The 20,000-nt window shown below is 58.7% G+C and carries 19 protein-coding genes; 2 read left to right on the top strand and 17 right to left on the bottom strand.

Annotated elements, in window-relative coordinates:
- Window positions 1-452: 452 nt before the first annotated feature.
- On the top strand, window positions 453-695 hold the full coding sequence (locus V0R59_RS30485; protein ID WP_110968446.1) for a hypothetical protein: 243 nt from the start codon (window positions 453-455) through the stop codon (window positions 693-695).
- Window positions 696-1,376: 681 nt separating this feature from the next.
- On the opposite strand, the gene pilV is transcribed toward V0R59_RS30485, so the two are convergent.
- The 9 genes from pilV to pilL2 are packed head-to-tail and all read right to left on the bottom strand — an operon-like array spanning window position 1,377 to window position 11,488.
- Window positions 1,377-2,591 carry a shufflon system plasmid conjugative transfer pilus tip adhesin PilV gene (pilV, locus tag V0R59_RS30490; RefSeq protein ID WP_330078235.1) on the bottom strand — a complete coding sequence of 405 codons (1,215 nt, stop codon included), beginning with the start codon at window positions 2,589-2,591 and terminating at the stop codon, window positions 1,377-1,379.
- Window positions 2,581-3,525, bottom strand: coding sequence for an ATPase, T2SS/T4P/T4SS family (locus V0R59_RS30495; protein ID WP_110968448.1), 945 nt, complete (start codon window positions 3,523-3,525; stop codon window positions 2,581-2,583). The genes pilV and V0R59_RS30495 overlap by 11 nt, the downstream gene beginning before the upstream one ends.
- A gap of 11 nt (window positions 3,526-3,536) precedes the next feature.
- Entirely contained in the window at window positions 3,537-4,052 is a 516-nt protein-coding gene (locus V0R59_RS30500) for a type 4 pilus major pilin (protein ID WP_110968449.1), read from the bottom strand.
- 22 nt (window positions 4,053-4,074) lie between these two features.
- A complete protein-coding gene (locus tag V0R59_RS30505; RefSeq protein WP_110968450.1) occupies window positions 4,075-5,241 on the bottom strand; it encodes a type II secretion system F family protein in 1,167 nt (388 codons plus the stop codon).
- On the bottom strand, window positions 5,234-6,772 hold the full coding sequence (locus V0R59_RS30510; protein WP_110968451.1) for a GspE/PulE family protein: 1,539 nt from the start codon (window positions 6,770-6,772) through the stop codon (window positions 5,234-5,236). The genes V0R59_RS30505 and V0R59_RS30510 overlap by 8 nt, the downstream gene beginning before the upstream one ends.
- A gap of 12 nt (window positions 6,773-6,784) precedes the next feature.
- Window positions 6,785-7,303: a type IV pilus biogenesis protein PilP gene (gene pilP / locus V0R59_RS30515; protein WP_330078236.1), complete on the bottom strand. Its 519-nt coding sequence runs from the start codon at window positions 7,301-7,303 to the stop codon at window positions 6,785-6,787.
- Complete coding sequence (gene pilO2, locus V0R59_RS30520; protein ID WP_330078237.1) at window positions 7,293-8,618, bottom strand: type 4b pilus protein PilO2; 1,326 nt, start codon at window positions 8,616-8,618, stop codon at window positions 7,293-7,295. Before pilO2 ends, pilP begins: the two co-directional genes overlap by 11 nt.
- A gap of 12 nt (window positions 8,619-8,630) precedes the next feature.
- On the bottom strand, window positions 8,631-10,352 hold the full coding sequence (gene pilN, locus V0R59_RS30525) for a PilN family type IVB pilus formation outer membrane protein (RefSeq protein WP_330078238.1): 1,722 nt from the start codon (window positions 10,350-10,352) through the stop codon (window positions 8,631-8,633).
- A complete protein-coding gene (gene pilL2, locus V0R59_RS30530) occupies window positions 10,349-11,488 on the bottom strand; it encodes a PFGI-1 class ICE element type IV pilus protein PilL2 (RefSeq protein ID WP_330078239.1) in 1,140 nt (379 codons plus the stop codon). Before pilL2 ends, pilN begins: the two co-directional genes overlap by 4 nt.
- Before the next feature lie 176 nt (window positions 11,489-11,664).
- Here pilL2 and V0R59_RS30535 point away from each other — a divergent pair, with 176 nt between their 5' ends.
- On the top strand, window positions 11,665-12,339 hold the full coding sequence (locus V0R59_RS30535) for a DUF6710 family protein (protein ID WP_330078240.1): 675 nt from the start codon (window positions 11,665-11,667) through the stop codon (window positions 12,337-12,339).
- Here the strand turns inward: V0R59_RS30535 and V0R59_RS30540 are convergent.
- From V0R59_RS30540 to V0R59_RS30575, 8 genes are all read right to left on the bottom strand, one after another.
- Window positions 12,329-14,296: a DEAD/DEAH box helicase gene (locus V0R59_RS30540; protein ID WP_330078241.1), complete on the bottom strand. Its 1,968-nt coding sequence runs from the start codon at window positions 14,294-14,296 to the stop codon at window positions 12,329-12,331. The two genes, V0R59_RS30535 and V0R59_RS30540, sit on opposite strands and share 11 nt — an antisense overlap.
- Window positions 14,293-14,595: a hypothetical protein gene (locus V0R59_RS30545; RefSeq protein ID WP_330078242.1), complete on the bottom strand. Its 303-nt coding sequence runs from the start codon at window positions 14,593-14,595 to the stop codon at window positions 14,293-14,295. The genes V0R59_RS30540 and V0R59_RS30545 overlap by 4 nt, the downstream gene beginning before the upstream one ends.
- A gap of 137 nt (window positions 14,596-14,732) precedes the next feature.
- Window positions 14,733-16,643, bottom strand: a complete 1,911-nt coding sequence (locus V0R59_RS30550; protein ID WP_330078243.1) for a DNA topoisomerase — start codon at window positions 16,641-16,643, stop codon at window positions 14,733-14,735.
- A gap of 120 nt (window positions 16,644-16,763) precedes the next feature.
- The gene (locus V0R59_RS30555) at window positions 16,764-16,961 is read right to left on the bottom strand and encodes a CrpP family ICE-associated protein (RefSeq protein ID WP_237860691.1); all 198 of its coding nucleotides are present in this window, start codon (window positions 16,959-16,961) and stop codon (window positions 16,764-16,766) included.
- 418 nt (window positions 16,962-17,379) lie between these two features.
- A complete protein-coding gene (locus V0R59_RS30560) occupies window positions 17,380-17,766 on the bottom strand; it encodes a hypothetical protein (protein ID WP_330078244.1) in 387 nt (128 codons plus the stop codon).
- Window positions 17,767-17,963: 197 nt separating this feature from the next.
- On the bottom strand, window positions 17,964-18,470 hold the full coding sequence (locus V0R59_RS30565) for a single-stranded DNA-binding protein (RefSeq protein ID WP_110968459.1): 507 nt from the start codon (window positions 18,468-18,470) through the stop codon (window positions 17,964-17,966).
- A gap of 14 nt (window positions 18,471-18,484) precedes the next feature.
- On the bottom strand, window positions 18,485-19,030 hold the full coding sequence (locus tag V0R59_RS30570) for a DUF3158 family protein (protein WP_330078245.1): 546 nt from the start codon (window positions 19,028-19,030) through the stop codon (window positions 18,485-18,487).
- A complete protein-coding gene (locus V0R59_RS30575; protein WP_330078246.1) occupies window positions 19,027-19,752 on the bottom strand; it encodes a PFL_4669 family integrating conjugative element protein in 726 nt (241 codons plus the stop codon). Before V0R59_RS30575 ends, V0R59_RS30570 begins: the two co-directional genes overlap by 4 nt.
- Between the last annotated feature and the right edge of the window lie 248 nt (window positions 19,753-20,000).

The following is a 20,000-nucleotide window of genomic DNA, read 5'->3' on the forward strand; positions in this document are numbered from 1 at the left end:
TCTGCTTCATCAGGCGTCTCTGCGGTTGAGATCAGGCATTCTGCCAAAGCTGGAAGCCCTCTTCAGAGTTTCCTTAGAAGGGAATCACACCTTTTTACGGTGATTAGGTGATGCCTACAGATTGCCCTGGCCAGGTAGGCTGGGCATCTCAGTGAGATCCTATTGCCAATCCGGTGTGTGGACAGCAGCCGGTTCGGGCGAGCTTGGCGGATGGCAACTCGGCATAAACGGTAATACAGGGTACAGCGGGACCGGTACTGTAACGGGCAGCCTGTTTTCTGGAAACATTAAATGCCGGTCTGATGTATGTGGTGGATTCGGCTACGTGTTTTGTGGCAGTAGCGTGAGTTGTGCGATCGCGAATGCAGGGGTACTAACTCATTACAACTTCTATGGATACACGGTTGGTGTTAAAGACCTGCCCATAACATCCTCAGTGAGGGAGTGGTGATATGAATAGTTTGGATTTTCTTGTTTTAATCGAAGCGACCATATCCACTCTTAGTTCACAGCATGCTCTTCTTGAGCGATTGGCGACTAAAGAGTTCTCCACAGAGCTTGCAGAGTCCGCCAAAGCGTTGGAAACCTTGCGATTGATTTATAAAGCCCTGACTGACACCGACCAAATTTCTTCGCTAGGGCAGCATTTAAATTACCTGCTAAAAGCGAAAGTACACACAACTATTTCGACGTGACGCATTGCCATCTTGCCAATCCGGTGTGTGGAAAGGTAGTGAGCCGAAATTTGTTATTGCTGGGGAATTTTCTGCAGGTCCTGGTGAAGTAATCAGGATGATCTCTGCGTCAGAGGGAACCTGCTTTCAATCCGGATTTTATACAGCTTCTCTGAATAACTACGATTCGTTCAATGGTCGAGTATATGTAGGGCCTGATGGGTATTGGTATGTTTCAACTGTTGGTAGCGCCTATGCACGTGGACAAACACTATTCGCGACTTGCATCAGAAGCTAACCGACTATCGTGACTCGATTAAGTTTGCCAATCCGGTGTGTGGGGAGGTGTCTCAGCAGACGTGGCGTATTATCAATTTAGTATGCCTGGCGTAGGATTTGGATATTACGGCCTTGGGAAAGTTAAGGGCGGTCTATTCTGGGGGGATGCTTGGTGTTCCGTGAACATTTACTGCGGCACAACTGGATACAATTATTGCGGAAACTCCGCTTCCTGCATTAATAGTAGCGGGCAGTATGGTAACAATTCCGGTAAGGTGGGGCTCGCTGCAATGCCTGTATACAATGTCATTAAGATGCCAGGCTGGTAGAGAACTTCCCCAAAGGTGACCATCTTAGCAATCCTATTGCACGCAATAAAAAGGGACGGCCGCTCCACCCGCAGCAGTAGCTAGAGCTGCATCACTAAGGCGGAAAATAAACGCTTCTGCCGTCCCCCCACGCACTAGTCCAATAATAGACGCCCGAATTGAGCCCCATCGCTCTGAGAATGTACATTTCAGACAGTCCGGCTAAATGCCATCTCTCTCCCATGGACCCACATGTTTGGTTTGCTGAGAACCATGAACTCGCGGGTTTAACTGTGTACTCAAGGTTACGATCCATTCCGCCAACCCAGACACCGGATTGGCAAGAAGATGTGAGGCACTGGCAGGTCAGCGGCGCGCCCAGATTGTTTTTCGACTGGATACCTATCTTCGGGCAGGCCTGTCCTTCGACAGCGGTGCTCTCGATGTCCAGGTATTCCCCAACTGTCACACGTCCATCCGCCTGGAGCGTGCCGCCGCGGATCTTCCCGCCGGTCAACAGGCCCTTGTCGTTCAAGACCCTGACCCAGTCAGTATCGGACTGATAGATGCCGCCTCCCCACTTTTCGTTCACCCACCCAGTGTCGTTCTGGCTTCTGAACCAGCCGTCCTTACTGGTGATATCGTTCGTCGTGGTGACAGCGCGGGCATTGTTAATGTCGTTGCCACCCATATCGATCGCCGTGTTCATCCGGTTGTACTCAGGGTGACCTGGAACAGCGTTGCGATAGAGGTAGTCGTTGGCAAGGTCTCCATCCATGAGGAACAGAGCACTCGCGGTATGACCCTGTCCTGGATTGATGCCGTAGTTGCTCAAGGCGAGCTCCCAGCCTCCACGGACTCCCTGGATGACCCCGGGCTTCAGCGCCGAAATGAAGCCGCCCGGCCCGCCCAGGTGCTCCGCGATCGTACGAATGCCCAACTCAGGGATCGCCTGGCCACCGGTGGTCACCACAATGGCCTCCAGCTGATTGGCATTCAGGCGCCTGGCCAGACCAACGATGGTCTGGCCGAAGCTATTGGTCGAGCTGAAGCTCCCCGGCAGATATTTGGTGTTCTGCATCATGTCCACGGTAATCTGGACGGGCGTTGTCGGGCCGGCGTTGGAGAGCACCACGGCATAGTTGTCCTTCAGGTACTTGGCAAAGGCGTCTGCCACGGTCCGCTGCTGTTCGGCGGCGATCCTGTAGTCCTGGTGATTCCCCAAGCTGAACATCCACCAGGCTGCGAGGGAGAGCATTATGCTCAGCACGATCAGGCCGAACAGCGCATCGATGGTAAAGAAGCCAGCCTGCCCGCGTTTACTGGCCATGCCAGAGACTCCTGTTCGATTGTGTGACGATGTCTTGCTCGATCATCTGGAGATGCCCGCTGCGGATCTTTTCGCGGATGGACGGTGCGTCATCCAGTGTGAGCAACAGGGTTTGGAGTGTCAGCCGCGGCTGTCCGTGTTCTGGGCGCAGCAGGGTTTGATGAATCACCGCCGTCAACCCTTGGGAGAGCACCTCCATGGCATTGGGCATCACTGGCTCGGCGAGCACAGACAGACGCTTGATGGCCCCCCCTATGCTGCCCGCGTGCCCCGTAGAAAAAATGAGGTGGCCGTTGATGGATGCCTTGATGACCTCAACTGCCGTAGCTGTGTCCCTCACTTCTCCGACTAGAATGAGGTCCGCGCGCGTGCGAAGGGCACGGATCAGCGTTTCTGAGTAACCTCCCTGGATGCGGGAGACTGGCAACTGGATGCAACGGCCTGGGCCATGTTCCCCTTGCAGGAGAGTTTCTGGCGGATCCTCGACCGTCAGGCCAAGGCCTCCGAGGGACATCAGCCGAGCCTTGACCGCCGAGGCTGCACTGCTAGTCTTCCCAGTCCCCATCTCTCCGGCGAAATACACAAGGCCTCTGGTTTCCTCTGCGAGCAGGCACTCGTAGATATGATCCGGCAGCCCAAGATCTTCGAGGGGGATGATGGTTGCTCTTGAGCGGTTCAGTACAAAAAATGCCTTGGTGAAGACATCCAGGTTGTACGTCACCCGCAGGAGCACTCGCTCTTCGAGCACAAGGGAAAACTCAGGCTCACGTGTCGTCTCGTACTGACGCAGACACTGTGCCCGAAGCTCCTGGATCTCGGTCAACCATTCCGCAGGAACGGGGGCTCGGCGGGGCTGGCCGGCGAGCCCCTTCACATCGGAAAAGTCGTGGCCAAGGTAGAGGTCCACGAAATCAGCATCTGCGATCAAGCTCACGCCGGCAGCCTTCAGTAGGTGGTCCAGGAGATCGAGTTCATATCGTTGGAGCAGCTTGTTGCTGCAGTCGCGGGAAGCACCTCGCCGCTGGTTGACGAACCACCGTTGATGGCAGTGGTGGTCTGCTTGTCCTTGGCGATCTTTGTGGTCAGCATGATGCAGGCCGCCTTGGGCACGTTGCTCTCGGAAAGAGTGAAGGTCATGCCATTGCTCACAAGTGTGACGGCGCCATTCCACTGATTCGTCAGGTTGGTACCTGAAACGCCCATGGAGCCGGTTCCGTCAATGGCGATCAGCGAAGGGACCAGGTTGGTCCCGGAGGTCCCGTATCCAGACGACCCTTTGAGCTTCTTCGCGTTGGTGATGATGGTGGTGATATTGCTTTGCTCTACAGCGGCATCAGAACTGCCGAGCATCTTGTAGCCGATCCAGGCGATGAAGCCCAAAGCAATGGTGATGAGCATGATCCACAGTGCTCCGTCGATTGACAGGAAGCCACGTTGTTTTTTGGGGGTAGAGAGTTTCATTGATTGCCTCTGGGCTATGTGCTTAGTGTTGGATTGAGTCCATCAGGCCGATGGCGAGCTGGAAGATACCGACCATCACGAAAATCATGAGCAAGCCCATGATTACTGCGGATATGGCTGTCAGGGACTTCGAGATTGTTTCCACGCGCTTGAGCATTTGCTCGAGCCAACGATTGGCAAACCGCTCCATGGATATGGCAAAGCTCTGTCGGGTGGCCAGGACCTGCAGGAAGTGAATGGCCATCTGGTCTGGGAACTGGTGCCCTGCCAATTTGAGCGCAGTTCCGAAATCTTTACCCGAGCTCACTCCATAGTTAATGGCGTCGATCCTTTCTCGCAGCCATGGAGATGCGCTGCGGCTGAGGATGTTGAGTGCGCTCAACTGGCCTACGCCAGCGCGAAGCATCACTGACATGTTGAGCAGGAAGATCGAGCCATGCAGTACCTTGTAGATCGACCATGGTGGAATGCTCTCGAGTCGCAGCCTGGTGATTTGCAATAGCAGGCTGAGCTGTGTTTTCCATGCCGGGCTGTTCGGTCGAACCTGTAAACCGCAGAAAAATGGAAGCGTCACGAACGACACGACGATCAGAGTAAACACCACCGCCACTATCAGCAGACCATAGTGCGTGACCAGCTTGGATAGGGCATACAGAAGACCTGGGATGCCTGTCCACAGCTCAGGATCTTGGCGTTGGGCCATCGACGGCACCATCCATGTGGCGATGACATAGAGCAGTGCGCCCATGAGGCTCCAAGTGATTGAAGGAAGCGCTACGACTGATATGACCAAGCGAGCTATGCGTTGGCGAGCCTCGATAAGCCGGACGCAATCCCTGAACGCTCCGACCAGATTGCCGGTTTTCTCCCCGGTCTCGACCAGGGAAGCCTCGTCATGTGGCAGGTGGCTCCTGCAGGCATCCGCCAGAGATTTACCACCGCGCACGAGCATAGCCACTTGACCACAAATGACCGACACAGGGTGCATCGTCGTTCCATCGCTGCTAAACGCTTTCGCAACGGTCTCCAGCGCTTCCTCGATCGCAATCCCGTCCTCGAGCACGCCCATCAGGCTTTCGTAAAACTGGATTCGTTCGTTCTTCCCAAACTGCTTAGCGTAGAAGGTGACTACCCATCCCTGGGCGGCCTCCCGTACGCCTGTCCAGAAGTCCTGAAGCAACTCAAGCATCGGATTGCTCCATCAATTGCCGGTCGAAATCGAGCGGCCCCGCAAAGAGCTCGGCATCGCGTGGGTCCACTATGCCGCTGGTGACTTTCATGATCCCGTGGGCGATCTTGGTGATGCCGCCCATCTCGTTGACCCAGTACCTGCGCGCAGCGCTTGCCCCGCGCCTGGTGAACGTATCCATGAGCTTGACGTTGGTCAGTAAGGTTTCGGCGATAACGGTGCGATCGACGACCCCGAGGTGCCTGCACTTGCTGCAGCCTTCACCGATCAGGTTGACTTGGTCGACAATCTTCAGTTGCTTCAAACGGACGAAGAGATCGCTGCTGATGCCGTGTGTATGGTCTCGGAGCGGGATGCGGCAGGCGGGACAGAGAACTGGCACCAGGGACTGGTTCGCGATCCCAGTGGTCAATAGTGGGTCGGTGACCAGGTAATGAGCCACGCCCATATCAATCAGGCGCTGGATGGTGGCGATCACGTTGTTGGTGTGCAGTGTCGTCCAGCCCTGGTGGCCTGTCATGGCGCCGGTATACGCTGCCTTGGCCGACTCCAGATCGCGTAACTCACCGTACATGAGGACATCGGGGTCCAGACGTACAGCATTGGTAATCCCGTCACCCCAAGTCTCGCCGGCGTAGATCGGTGATTGGTTAGCCTTAAGCGGATACTCAGGAGGATTCTCGAGCGTAAGAATGTGTCGGGAGCCACGGGTCTCGTCGTGCAGCGCGTTGAGATTGACCTGCAGGGTCTTGGATTTGCCGGAGCCTGTTGGCCCAGTGATCAGGTTCAGCCCAAACGGAAGACCTCGCAGCCTTCTGAAATGCTCTGTCTGCTCAGGCAGAAAGCCGAGCTCCTCGAAGCTCTGCTTGGACGTGTCGTCGTACAGCAGACGCATCACCATCAACGGGCCATCCACCAGCGGTCGAGTTGCAACCCGTGCTCCATACAGCCCGAGCTGGTCGACGAATTTGCGGCTAACGCGGGCATCCTGAGCGATATGGGGCTGGTAGTAATCGCCGGAGACATCGCACATGCTGTTGTACAGAGCAGCGCAGAACTCCCGCCCTACGTCGCTCTTTTCCTGACGTACCTCTTGAAGGATCCCGTACAGCCGATATTTGATCTGAGTGACATCATGCGAAACGACGATGTGAACATCACTGGCGCCGCGGTGATGGGCGTCTCCCATCAGCTCCACCACCTGGGCTTGACGCTGAGTCTCGACAAGAGCCTTCATGCCCGTCGACACCGAGGCCTGATATAGCGCTTTGATCTCCGTCATCGATGCGGAGATGACCTCGAAGTTGATCCCCTTGTGGTCCAACTGGTCCATGAAGGACATGACATAGGGGTCGCGGACATGCTGGGGGGAGATGTACAACTTCCCATCGGCCGTCAGCGCAAGGACCTGTCGCAGATCGTCTTTGATTGGATGAGGGCCGCCTGGTGCGGTCAGCACCGCCACTGGTAACGGTGACAATGCCAAGTCGACAGGCTCAAGGTCGACGGGCTCTGCGGATAGCTCGGTCATGTTCAATGCTCCTCAGGGTTGGCCGGGGATGAGGCCAGGCAGGCTCTGTTGTGGTTGAGATACCACCCGGTTTCCAAACCCTAAGGGGAACCGCTTCCCCTCCTTGCTTAGTACCACCCCATCGAGCGTGATCTGCTGGACTCGGAAACCGTTGGGTACCTCGCTTCCCGGCTTGGCATCGACCTCGCTGCCGTCGCCGTAGATCAGGCTTGCCCGCAGTTTCTGTCCTGAGCCGCTGATTTCTTTCACTACTGGCAAGGGCGACTGGCGCGGTGCAGGAGAGGTTGGGGTCACGGTGGGAGTGAACCTAGGAGCAGGGAACTGCGCTACTGGCTGAGGGGCGCTAGGAAGTGTGCCGTTTGCTTCGAGTTCGGCCTTGCTGCGCTCGGCCTTTGCCTTAAACAGGATGGTTTCGCTCTGCACCTTGCCGAGCTCGCCGACGTTGATGCCCGAGAGGTCGGGGACGGCAGCAAGGGCATTGGTGATCGGCAGCCAGCAGGCCAGGAACAAAAGGCTGAGGTTATTTCGCATACAGGACTCCTGTGACCGACCAGATCAGGTGGTCAGCCTTGTATTCGGTCTTGATCTCCTGAAGGCGCAGTCCCTGGGTTGGCGCGCCATTGAAGGAGTCGTAAGGCAGAACGCCGGTGGTGTAGGAAAGCTGGTATTGCTTCCACTGAGGTGGTGGGGGCGGCGGTGGTGCCGGCTGGCCCGGCAGAGCTGGCTCCTGGGGAATAACCACCGGCATGGATTGCAACTGTGGCTCCTGAGAGAAACTGTGGAACCAGCTGGTCAAACTCTCGAGAGCGTCCTTGGCCTCGACCAATGCGTCGTCACCCGCAGCGTCAATGGCAATGTCGAACCTCAGGACCCCGGACTTTGCCTGGTCGGTGAATTCCGGGTATATGGAGAAAAGCTCTCTGACGGCCGTCGTGAAATCGTGAGCAGTGCTGTTACCAGCACGGTCGTAGGTCGCCACGATTTGAGAACCGTTGCACTCGGCCTTGTTGATGGGCCAGCCCTGAATATTCAGTGGCAACTGGTACATCACATGGCTGCATGCCGCTACGAAGTCAGTGACCGAGGGTTGTTTCGCCCAGGGATGTTCCAGCGCCTGGAGAGGTTGCTCTGTACCTGTTTGCCGCTGTAGCTCGGCCAACTCCTCGAGGCGTTTCTTCTCCGCTTCGATGGCAGCCTGGCGCGCAATCTCTGCCTGGTGGGATTTCCATTGTGACCAGGCCAGCAGGCCGCCACCGATCAGGAGGACCACCAGGAACAGCTGGGCCAGTTCAGGCTTGGTCATCCCAAACACGAGGGGACGTAGCCGATACTCACGCTTGAGCCGAGATGGTTGGAGTAGCTCGTCGACGTCGATGAGCTCGCCACCCATGGCAAACTCGGTCGGCAAGAACTCTCGCTCGAACTGGATCCCGCGGCTGCGTTGCTGCAACACCCGCTTACGGACCTCTGATGCCGTGGCAATCAGGTCGCAGCCCGGGATGATCCTGCCCTCATGGACCGCGACGATGGCATATCGGTCTTGATCGGCGTCGACGGCCCAGGCAGCAATCCACGAATCCCCGAGCTGGCCAGCCATCGTCGCAGCCAACGAGTACATGCCTTTGTGAACGTCAGAGGAGCGAGAGACAAAGCCCGCCTGGATCATCAGCGACGTTCTTCGGATAGCCACGATGTCCAGGCCGTGCTCATGGCCATACTGGCGGGCTTCCTTCATGTAACTGGTCATATTGCCCAAGGGCGTCCAAAGCATGCCAGTGACGAAGACGCGCCCTCTGTGCTGAATGGTCTGCACCCGGCTCGACGGTTTGGGAGTGTCGCTGTTCATGAGCGCCGCCACTTACAAGTTGTCCGGGAGGACAATTGGCGTCACCAGCACCACCAGGGCGCTGTGGGACGTCGAGCGGGTTCGACCCCCACCTAAGGCGAAGAAACTGGGGCTTCCCACGCCGGACTTGCCAGCGTCGTCGCTGTTTTCGTCGAAGCCAGTGAGAATCAGCGTTTCACCGCTGCGAAGGCGAACTTTCGGCGCAACGTTTTTGGTGTCGTAGTCTGGGATCTGTACTTTCGAGTCGTTGCTCTCAAAGTCGGCAAAAATAGGCTTGCTGCTGATGTTGAGGGTTATCCACAGCAGCAGGTTTTCTTTGTCCAGAAGCTTTGGCAGCAGCATCATGTTGAAGCCGCTCGTAATGGACGCAGGAGTCAGAGAGGTGGTGGACCCAACAGATGCTGTGGTCGAAGTTGAACTGGAGGAAACGTAGCCCTTGACGTTACCTATTTGGATCGGGGCCGGCTGCAGGTTCAGCGTGGTCACCGATGGCGAACGCACCTCGGAGACGCGCCCTTGCTCTGACAGGGCTTGGACGACGGCCTTGGAGCCGGCCCACGGAGAGCTGGACGTATCGAGAATGCTGCCGCTGGCCGAGATCGCCTCTGAGCTGATTCCGGCGACGGTGTTGCTCAGGCCGAAGCCCCATTTTCCGGAGATGGACTTATAGACGGCGCTCCAGTTGACCGCCGTCTGGTCGCTGTCGCTGAAGTTCACCTCGTAGACCTTGACGTTGAAAAGCACTTGTCGAGTGATGCTGCGGTTGGTCTCTTTCAGGTAGGCCGAGATGCGATTCAGCACCTCCGGCCGATCGCTAACGGTGAGAGTGCCGGTGGAGCGGGAGAGATATAGCCGCCCTGGGGGTTGCATGCTGAGCATGGCTTTGACGTTGCTCTCGATGTCGCTCATTAGCGAGGTCTTGTAGGTGGACTTGGTGCTCTGGTTGCTGCCGGACTCGCCCGTGGCCCCCCCCGAAGAGGTTGAGGATCCAGAGTCGCCATTGCCCGTGGAGGTCAGCAGGCCAGATTTGACGGTACTTTCGATCTCCAGCTCATCACCGAACGTCCATACGTCGAAGGTTCGGGTGTCGAAGTACGTGATGCGTACGCCCTGCAGTTCAGGGTCGAAGTGCCAAGATAGCCCCAGGCGAGCGGTGGTCTGGTTCAGCAACCCCGAAACGTTGCCGTTATAGTTCAGCCCGGAAATTTGCCCTCCAACGTTACCGCTCAAGCTGAGGTCGAACGAACTGGCACTGCCCGGTACAGCGCCGGCGATGCCGGTTGGCATGAGACCAGCCAGGCTGTCTGGATCTGTTAAAGCCTGAGCAGTGCCCCGTGTAGCTGCGCCGGCAGGCTTCGAGGAGAGGATCGCGGGATTCAATGCGTCAGGCGCTACGATGACCTGCAGACCGGTTTCCTTGGTGATCAGCTGAGCCACGTCAGTGATTGAGACTGATCCAGCAGGCCGATAGGAAATATTCCGGTCCAGGCTGAATGGAAGCCCGCGCCTGGTCACCAGTGGCTCCGTAGAGACCCACGACTTATTGCTGAAAACGACCGTGTCGCGGTTCTGCTGTGGCTGCTGGTTCTGCAGGAACTTGTTGTACTGGCTAGCCGTGCGGCCCTGGAACTCTGCTCGGTCGAACGACTCATTGACCCGTTGCACGGCACAACTGCTCAGCAGGGCCAGAGCAATTGGAGTCAGTGCCCAGTGGACCCAGGGAAACTTGGTCATTTCTTCTTCCTCTCAGCGACGTACAAGACGCTCTGGGAGCCTTCGCTACCATCGACTACGAAGGATCGCGGGGCATTGTCGTAGAGCGGGAACAGCTGCTTGACGGCTTCCTGGAACGAGCCCTCGAAGTGCAGCGGTGCCTCGATCGGATAGTTGAGGTCTTCCTGGGCCCAGATCACGCGCCACCGGGCTTTTTTGGCCCATTCCTCAACGCTATCGCGCAGGGTTGATCCAACTTCGGCCGTCCATACCTGGGGCAGCGGCCGGGGTGGTGGAGCGGGCTTGACCTCGATGGCTGGGGCCGCCACTGCTGTAGTGGTCACGGCAGCCGCTGGCTTGGATGCTGCAAGTTGGTCGGGCGCTTTCGGTGCTGGGGACGCAGGTGTCGAAGGTTTAGCCGCGGTGGTGACCATCGCAGCCGGGATAGAGCCATCCTTGGCGGGTGCCACTGGGGGGAGCGCGGGAGCCACTGGCGCTGGGGCTGCGACAGCGGGCGTAATCGTGGAGATGGGGGCGGGAGTAGTCGCTGCTGCGACGACTACGCCTGGCGGCGAGGCTGGTGTGGCGGAGCTGGTTCCAGGAGCCCGCGCTTTGTCGGCGTAGAGTTGGCCTGCCGGCGTCGATGGGGTTGGCAATTGGTAACCGGGGCGAAGCACGAAGCACACCTGGCGGTTCACTTCATCGATCTTCACCTGCCAGGCTGGGCCGGCGAGGACCTGGAGGGTATTGCGCAGCGTCATCGGGCCAAGTTTGTACTGGGCTGCCGGCAGAGGTCGGGTGTACAGGATGTTGACGTGCTGCGAGCTGGGCGGGCAGAGGGCGTATCCTGACCGGTCGACCACGTAGAGCATGGCATCCCGAACGCTTGGGTTCATGCTGGGCGGGATGGTCACGTCGATGATCTGTGCCATCAGGTCGCGCTGGCTCGCATCGGGTTGGGTGCTCACCAAGGTGTAGCGGCCATACCGAACGACCGGCTCCTTCTCCGGACTTGCACCGTTCGGGTAGATGTCCGGAGACAGCCATTCGGGATTACGGCTGCTATCGAACGCCGGCTTCGACGGCTGCTCAGCCTTCTGAATCGCACAACCAGCAACGAATGCGGCGAGCGAGAGAGTGGTCAACTGCCTGATCATGAGGCCCCCTGTAGTCATTGAGGGCACGGTGACAGCCAGCAGACTCTCATGCAGCAGGAAATCAATATCACACAGAGCTAGAATTTCCGGGGCGCTTGATGGAACGCAAGTAAGTTGCCGCTTGGGGCGCCGAGGTAGGCCTGACCTCGAACTGGAAAAGATCAATGGAGATGATAATGCTCGACAGCCGAATTGCAGCTTTCGAACACCTGATGGACTGGGCGAACAGTCTCAGCGCTGAACACAATCGACGCGGCTTGGAAGACCTAATAAAAATCGTGCTCAGGCCCGTTCAGGCCATCCACTTACGTGACGCGCTGCTTCGACCTCGGCATGCGGGCCCTCAGTCGCTGCACTGGATGAGCTCACTTGGTGGGCTGTGGGAGGGTTATGCTGATCACGGCACTTGGACCGCATTTCTGCTGAAGAATTGCCGTCGGCCAGTGGATCAGAGGTCAAGTATCCGGTTGGCCAGTGACATGGTAATCCCGACTCTGTGGTCGGAAAGCAGCATACTCAACAGCCTCGGCATGATCGGGGAGGGGCGTGAGCTCGGCGCGTTCGTGCAGGATCCAAACCATAGCGTGACCCTGATGCAGCCATTGAACATAGCTTGGGTCAACGGCGGTAACCATTCGATCGCCCAAGGCATTCTGGGCGGGGAAGGGGTGCTCGTACCTGATGATGTTTATGACGTTACCGAGATCATCAGGGGAGTGCGTTTTGATGGCGAATGCTGGGTCTGTCGGAAGACCGGCGACAAATATGGTTCACCAATCTACGTTGAGTTTGGATGGGCCTGGGAGATCGCACGCTTGCTGGTCGACCTCCCACGCGGATCTACTGGCTGATGGTCGCGGCGAGCATAGCCTTGGCCAAGGCGTCCTGCTGCTCTTCCGGTTCAATGAGCTCCAAGCTGACTTGGCGCTTCGCTAAGAGCATCTGCCAGAGCTGCTGATCGATGCTGTTCTCCACGAGGGGGATCTTCACGATCACCGTCCTGAGCTGACCATTCCGGTACGCCCGGTCCTCGGCCTGATCCTGTTGTCCGGGTGTCCAGGGCAGACCCAGGAAGAAGACGTAGTTGGCGGCCGTGAGGTTGTTGCCGGTACCGGCGGCTTGGGTGGTGCAGATGAAAGCCCTGCAGTCGGGGTCGCCCTGGAACTTGTCGATCGCCTTCTGGCGCTTGGTGAGTGAGTCACTGCCGACCAGGGTGACGTTCCCGATACCGGCTGCATCGCACAGATCCTTGAGGCGCGCGACGGTGGGCTTGAACTCGCAGAACAGGATGACCTTGTCTTCGGGGTCCAGCTCGCCCAGCAGGTCCATAGCGACTCTGACCTTCACCTGTTCCAGGTAATGGCGAAGCGCGCCGAGCCTGGCAAAGATGGGCCTGTCCTCGAGGCGAATGCTGTCGTACTTTTTCCGCTCCTCCACCCCCATCGCCACGGGCAGCAACTGCCGGTGCTTACCCTTGAGCCCGGGCAGAACGTCTTTGCGCCGGCGAAGCATCCAGTCGCCCAGTTCTGCCCGGAGGTTTTGCCGGAACTCTGGGCTGCCGGCGAAGCGTTCGCAGAAATCGCTGAGGGGCAACTGGCCGACCGGGTGCCCCGATAGACGTAGCAGGGTGTGCAGCTCCGTCTCGCGATTGAGGACAGGCGTGCCTGTCAGCAGATAGCGATTCGGCACCTTGGCTGCGATATCGAAGCCATGGCGTGTACGCTCGGCAGTCGGCTCCTTCAACTGGTGCGCCTCGTCGACCACAAGAACGTGGTAATGCTCAGCCAGCAGCACGTAGTCGCCGAGACGCTCGTAGTTGATCAGCATCCATTGGACCAGCGGGTCGTGCTTCTGCACAGCGACTGTCGCGTCGGGGTAGACCGCCAGGACTTCGCGCTGCCAGTTGATCAGCAACGAGGAAAGGGTCACCACCAGGATCGGGCGACCGCCTGCACTGATATGCGCCGCGATGATGGCCTGGCGCGTCTTGCCGAGGCCCATATCATCAGCCAGCAGTGCGCTGGTGCGCTGGAGCAGGTGAGCGATGCCAGCAGGCTGGTGATCGAGCAGGGAATAGCCGACCAGGGCCCGGGCGATCGTGGCATCTGAGAACTCGGTGCGTTCGATCGGCGAGACGGCAGCGAGGTAGATGTCGTTGGAGCTCTCCTCACCGCTGGCGGCTGTCGAGGGTTCCTGCGGAGCACCGCCCAGGCTGATGCGCGGGATGTCTGCTGCTGGAGTCACAGAGCCATCGCCCAGGAGCTCCTGTACAACGTCCAGGATCTCGAACTGATCCTCTACAAGACCGAGCTCCAGGACCAGGTTGCTGCGTAGGATCTCGGCGGTGGCGTTGACTCGCCACGAGCTGGATTTGCCCAGGAACACTCCCCGCATCCGGCGGGCCACTGCAACGACTCCAGGATGATAATCTCCGGACAGCAGCACGCCGCCGTCGGCTAGCGGAGCAATTCGCAGCAGCATTCCGGAGATGAAAGCGTCTCGGCGTGGGTTGGCCAGTGCGCTCTCGATCTTCTGGCGGAATGCCTGCCATGATTCAGTGACCTTGCCACCGGCCAGCTCGATCAGCTGGTGGTACACCAGGTCCAGCTCGTCGATGAACTTGGCCTTGGGCACGCGCCAATAACGGCAGAGCGGGTGATCGCCGCGGCGAATGAAGAACCCGCTACGGGCGAACATGACCTTGTTTGCGCCCTCAATGTAGGGCATGAGGATGCCCATGTCGTAGCCGTCGAACACGGCGGCTTCGAGCAACACTGGCTGGCTGTTGAGGAGGCGTGGTCGTTTCAATTGGCGTCCGCGCTCTTGGGCTTCATCGGCACCGTTTGGTCGAGGTGGTAGGCCTCGACCCAACGGGTTAAGAGCACTGAGCCGTGGAGTGATCCTCCCTGGCCACTGATTACATACGCAGCTGGTTCTGCGCCCTTCGGCACACGTCTGCGTTCCTGCTTCCAGTACCCGGCGGTCTTGATGTCGTCAGGTTGTAGCGGCCAGCATGACTCACCTGGCCGGGATTCATAATGGGGGATCTTCGGATTGTTCGCCTGCTCGGCCTTCAGCCGATCAATGACTTTCTTGGAACGAGCCACAAGCACCTCCGGGAGGATGAGTAGTCAACACGTCATCATTCAAGGTGCGCCTGCCCGCACCCGTAAGAGCGAGCAGATTGGCAGCTGGGGGAGAGCGGCTACAGGAGAAATGGATTACCGCCCCCGAAGCATTTCGGCTACATGCCCCTGGGCTTGGACATATCCGGCTTGCCGCTCACCGAGGGGTAGCTCACACGGCAGTTGTTCACCTTGTACCCGGTGCATCCCCAGAAGTCGTAACCCCCATCACCGCGCTTCTGGCGGCGCGCCAGTGGCATCCCGCACTTGCCGCAGGAATGGCCGCCCTGGGTGCCTGATGAAGCTTCAGGTGAACGCGCCTTCATCGCCACTGTGGGCGCCTGGCGGAGGGCTGCGAGCTCCGTCTGGAGATGCTGAAAGAACTTGGCGACCACCGAGCCGTACTGCTCCTCCCCGCGTGCGATTCGGTCCAGGTCCTTCTCCAGCGTGCTGGTGAACGCCAGTTCGACGAAGCTGAAGCGGCCCTCCAACTGGTCGATGGTGCTCACTCCCAACGGGCCTGGGACCAATTTGCGCTTCTCCTCAACGACCAGGCCTTTGCCGGTGATGTTCTTGATGATCGATGCAAACGTGCTGGGGCGTCCGATTCCCAGTCGCTCCAGCTCCTTGATCAGGCTTGCCTTGGTGAAGCGTGCCGGCGCCTTCGTCTTCTGGTTGAGCACCTCACCCTGAAGCACGCTGAGGATCTGTTTGGGTTCGAGCACCGGCACCGGATTCTTGGGGATGTCGGTCGACTCTTCATCCGTCTCGTCCTTCTGCAAAAGCTTCATCCAGCCGAGATAGGCGACAGTGCTGCCAGTCGCGGCGAAGCGCAGAGGCCTCTGATCCGGCCCCCTGGCCAGCAGTTTGGCCATGCGCACGTCGTAGATGGCGTCTGCGAGCTGGCTGGCCAGCGCCCTGATCCGGATGAGCTTGTACAGCGCTTGCTCTTCAGCAGACTCGCCTGCGACTTCATCCTCCCACGCGGTTGGCGCAATTGCGGGGTGACCTTCCTGGGCGCTATCCGCAGCCTTGAACGTCCGGCGCTCGTCAACAACGTCGAGGCCTTGCCTGCGAGCCACTGCCTGGATATCTGGCATGGCTTCATCGGCCAAGTTGGGGTTATCCGTCCGATGATAGGTGATCACGCCCTGCTCGTACAGGCGCTGCGCGACCTGCATGGTTTTGTCCGGGTCCCATTTCAGCGCTACGCTGGCCGCCTGCTGCAGGGTGGATGAAATGAACGGTGGGGGCGGCGGGCGCCGCTTCTTGCCGTCTTCACATGACTCGACAATGACCGCGCGCGTTGCGGCAACCCTTGCCGCGAGTGTGCCATCCTGAATATAGGGGTTTTCTTTGCTCGCGAAGTCGGGGATCGGTTGCCATACGGCAGTCCAGTCCATACCGGTGGCTTCGTCCTTGAAGGTCAGCTCTACCCCGAAGTGGTGGACCACCTTGAAGTTCCTGATTTCTCGCTCGCGCAACACCACCAGGTAGAGGGCAGGTGATTGAACTCGACCAGCGGAGGTAGGTTGGCCCAGGACCCTGCGAAGCTCCTGCGTGACCAGGTAGCCCACCAGGCGGTCCAGCACTCGCCGGCACTCTTGTGAGGCAACGAGTTGCCCATCGATTCTCCGTGCATTGGCCAGCCCCTCTCGTACTCTGGCTTGGGTGATCTCATTGAACGTGACTCGCTTGTACTCGCGGATCCCCAGCGCCTGCTGTATGTGCCAGGCGATACTTTCCCCCTCCCGATCCGGGTCGGTGGCGATGTACACCTCCGTGGCGTCCTTGAGCGCTTTGCGAATGGTGCTGACGTTGCGGGCACTCTTGGGCAGGATCTCGTAGACCGGACGAAGGGTCTTCAAGACGCCGGTTGTGATCATCGTGTCGTCCTGACCCGACTGGGGGAGATCACGGATGTGGCCACCAGATGCCACCACCACCCAGTGCTCGCCAGGGCGGATCTTCTTCATCATGGGCCCAAGCTTCTTCAGCTTGCCCGGTGCCTCGATGATCATGAGTTTCATAGGGTGTCCCTGCACAGATAAATCAGGGAGCACTCTTGCCGCCGACCGGGGACGGCACAACGCGAAATGGTCAACTGGAAGGGAGGGAATTCGGTAGGGCTCAGGCCCACGGAGGAAGGGTCAAAAATTGAGGGTGAGCTGCTGGGCGCGCTTGTACCCTTTCAGCCAGGAGGCAAGCATGGCAGGGTGCTTGTAGGGGCAGGCATATATGGGCAGCCCTTTCTCGGCGGCTTCAACCCCAGCAGCCTCCACCGTAGGATGGGGGTTATTGAACTGGCGCCTGTCCGCTTTTCGCTCCTGGGCATCTTCGTTCTGCATCGATTGTTCCTCATCAGCGCCACTGTTCACGCCGGGCGAGTCACGCCTCAAACGACCTGGCCACCAGCAACTCCCCGACAAGGGCGTTTTGTACGACCCCGTTGCTCACTTCGATACAAGTTAGCAGCCGTAGAGCGGAGATGCCTTCAGGAAATGGTAATTTGCCAGCGCTGGCATTTCAAATGTGCCCCTGACCTGGGCAAGCGCTGCTTGCAGCGCCCCTTGGGTTACGAGTTCGGGTCCTCGTCGTAGGAGCTTCACGAGCTGCGGCCGCAACAGAAGGTCCTTGTCGCTGGTAATGTGAGGCATCAGACGCCAGGTTCTGAGGAAGGGACAGCGACGATCCGTCCTTGACTACGGAAACATCACGAGTGGCGCGCCTGAAATTAGCCCCCACGCCAATGCCCGTGTGCCACAGCTAGTGGGGAATCATGCTTGAGCGGTAGAGCGCCGACCATGCCAGCAGCGTCGCGCAGGGGGCCTCCAGTGCGGCACGAACCATCACCTCAGCGTGTTGACCTGTGATTTCGCAAACTGCCTGCCCAAGTCGAAGAAGCTCAGCTTTCACTCCTGCATCCCGGGCCTTGGTCGCAAACTCATACTCCTCGGCCTGCCCATACACGAAGGTGGCATCGAACCGGAGGCGGAGCATTTCGATGGCCACCACTTCGGCCTCCGGCAGCATGATGGATTCGCCGTCGCAAAAGACCTGATGGACGCCATTGAGAGCTCGAACGGCATCCATGTAGCGCGAGGGGTCTACAGTCGCTTTGACGGATGGATATTCCGGGTAGTCGTGATTCACGGGGTGTTACCTCGAAGCGGAATGAGGTGGCGAGGATCCGTCCTGGCCCCAGTGACTTCACGAGTGGCGCCTGAAAAATCGCCTGCCAGGCTGTCGCCGGAATGCCGTGGAGATGCTTCATCGAAGGGAGGGGAAACTCGAAGTGACGTCCTTGTCACCAGGAGCTTCGCGATGTGGCGCGCCAAATTAAGGGGGGGCTACAGGGGAATGTCGTCGTCAAAGCCGTCGCTGTAGTGGCGCATGTCTTCGGGGGTCGGTTGAGGAACGTTTTGAGTCTGGCCGCCGACGGCTTGACCGCGTGGCTGACCCTGCGGTTGATTGGTCGGACGCTGACCGCCGCCAGACAGAGATACGTGTTCGACTCGGTGTGGAAGAATCGAGATCCGGCTGGCCTCGACCTTGAGTGCAGACACCTCCTCGCCGCTCTGTTTATCCGTCCAGCTATCCATGATCGCGCGACCAATCACCACCACGCGCATGCCCTTCTGGAACAGAGCCGCAAACCGCTCGGCATCCTGATGCCACCATTCGACGTTGGCCCAGAAGCCACCCCGATCCTTGTAGCCACCCTGGCCGTCAGGGATCGAGTTGTCGAACATCACATTGAGTCGCAGCATGTGCCGCGGATCTTTGTTGCCGTTGGCAAACGACCGGTGCTCAGCGGCGTTACCAACGTTGCCTTCCCAAACTACTGGTGTACCCATGGTGTATCTCCCGTTCAGTGTTGAGGTGGGTTCATGACCTGCTGCAGTCGAGCCTGATATTCGGCCTCGGCCTGCCCCATCTTTTCTGCGCACTCGGCGGCCTGTTTGCCGATGGAGTGGATGAGGCTGATCTGCATGTTCAGGGTGATTCGGTGTTGCTCCAGGGCAAACAGGTCCTGCAGCAAGTGGATTGGTGTTTTGGGGGCGTGAACCATCTGAACCCATACGCCGACACCCATGCGCCGCTCTTGCACGCTTTGCCAGCGAAGAAAGGTTGTGCCAGCTGCTGTGTTTTGCTCGATGAGCCTAACGGGCAGCAGAGCAAATGGATGTTGGCGAACCTGGGCCAGCACTTCCTGGGTAAGGGTGCGCAGCCCCGCCTCCAGCGATGCGCAATGCTCCGCCAACTGAACCAGCTCCCCCTTACCTTTAAAGGGCTTTAAAAGGCCTTTTAGTGAGGCACTCTGTTGCAGCCCCTGATAGGCACCCTGTTGCAGCGGTTTGAAGGCACCGTGTTGCAGTGCCTCCGTTGGTCGGGTGTCTGATCGCATGAGCGTCATGCCTCGCCTTCGAATTCGTCATCCACATCCTCGACCGGGCCTGCGAAGCCACGGCGGATGGGCGGGGCAAAGTTCGAGCGGCGTGTGCCTTCCAGGATGTCCTGGGGGATATCGCCGTAGCGCTTGTACATTTCGCGCGCATTTTCAGCCCGAGCATTGTTGGCAGCGAAGTCGTCACGCGATGCGCCGGAGAATCGATGGAGCTGGGCCAGCCCAAAAAGACTGCGAAGCAGGTGAGCACCTTCATCGATCCAGATCTCGCCATCGCGGCGACCGATCATGGCGACGTGCTGAGCCAGCAGGATGCGACGGACGACTTCGTCGTACTGAGTCAGCAGATGGACGCCCTTGAAGCCCAGCGGGTTGGAGATGAAGAGCGGCAGCTTCAGCGGCTGGATGGAGAGGTTCTCGCCGATTTCGAGTGCTTTGGGGAGTTGGGCCATCACTCCATCAAGGCGGCTGTCGATGGCCTTGAGGGCATCATCTACTTCCTGGATCTTCTCCTCGATCCTGATCATCCACCAGTCGGAGTACGGATCATCCTGTGCGGCGGCGCGGTCGATCTGGTTGATCTTGAGGCAGAAGCCGGCCAGCCCGAGGATGCTGTGTTTGTCATCGGTCTTCTGGCGACCCAGCCAGATTCGAGCAGCATGATGGGTGTGGAGAGTCAGCTGGACCTGGCTCCTGAGGGAGCCGATGTTGAGCTGATAGTTGTCAGCCATGGACATGGTTTCCTTATATAAGGTGGGTGAACGATGTCCATGCTGCTGTCGGGCCGTTTGTGGCGCAGTAATAAATGAAGAACCCAGGGTGCTGGATTTGTCATTGGTTCAACGATGCCTTGGTGATGTGGCCTGCACCACCGTGAGGTGTTGCCAGTGGCAACAGCCGGCCACCGTCGCCCCCGGGTGAAGACCGTGTGTTGGTTGGGCTGTGCATAGTGTTGCCAGTGGCAACAGTGGGTAAACCG

The sequence above is a fragment of the Pseudomonas ulcerans genome (assembly GCF_036324125.1).
GTDB classification, from domain to species: Bacteria; Pseudomonadota; Gammaproteobacteria; order Pseudomonadales; family Pseudomonadaceae; genus Aquipseudomonas; species Aquipseudomonas ulcerans.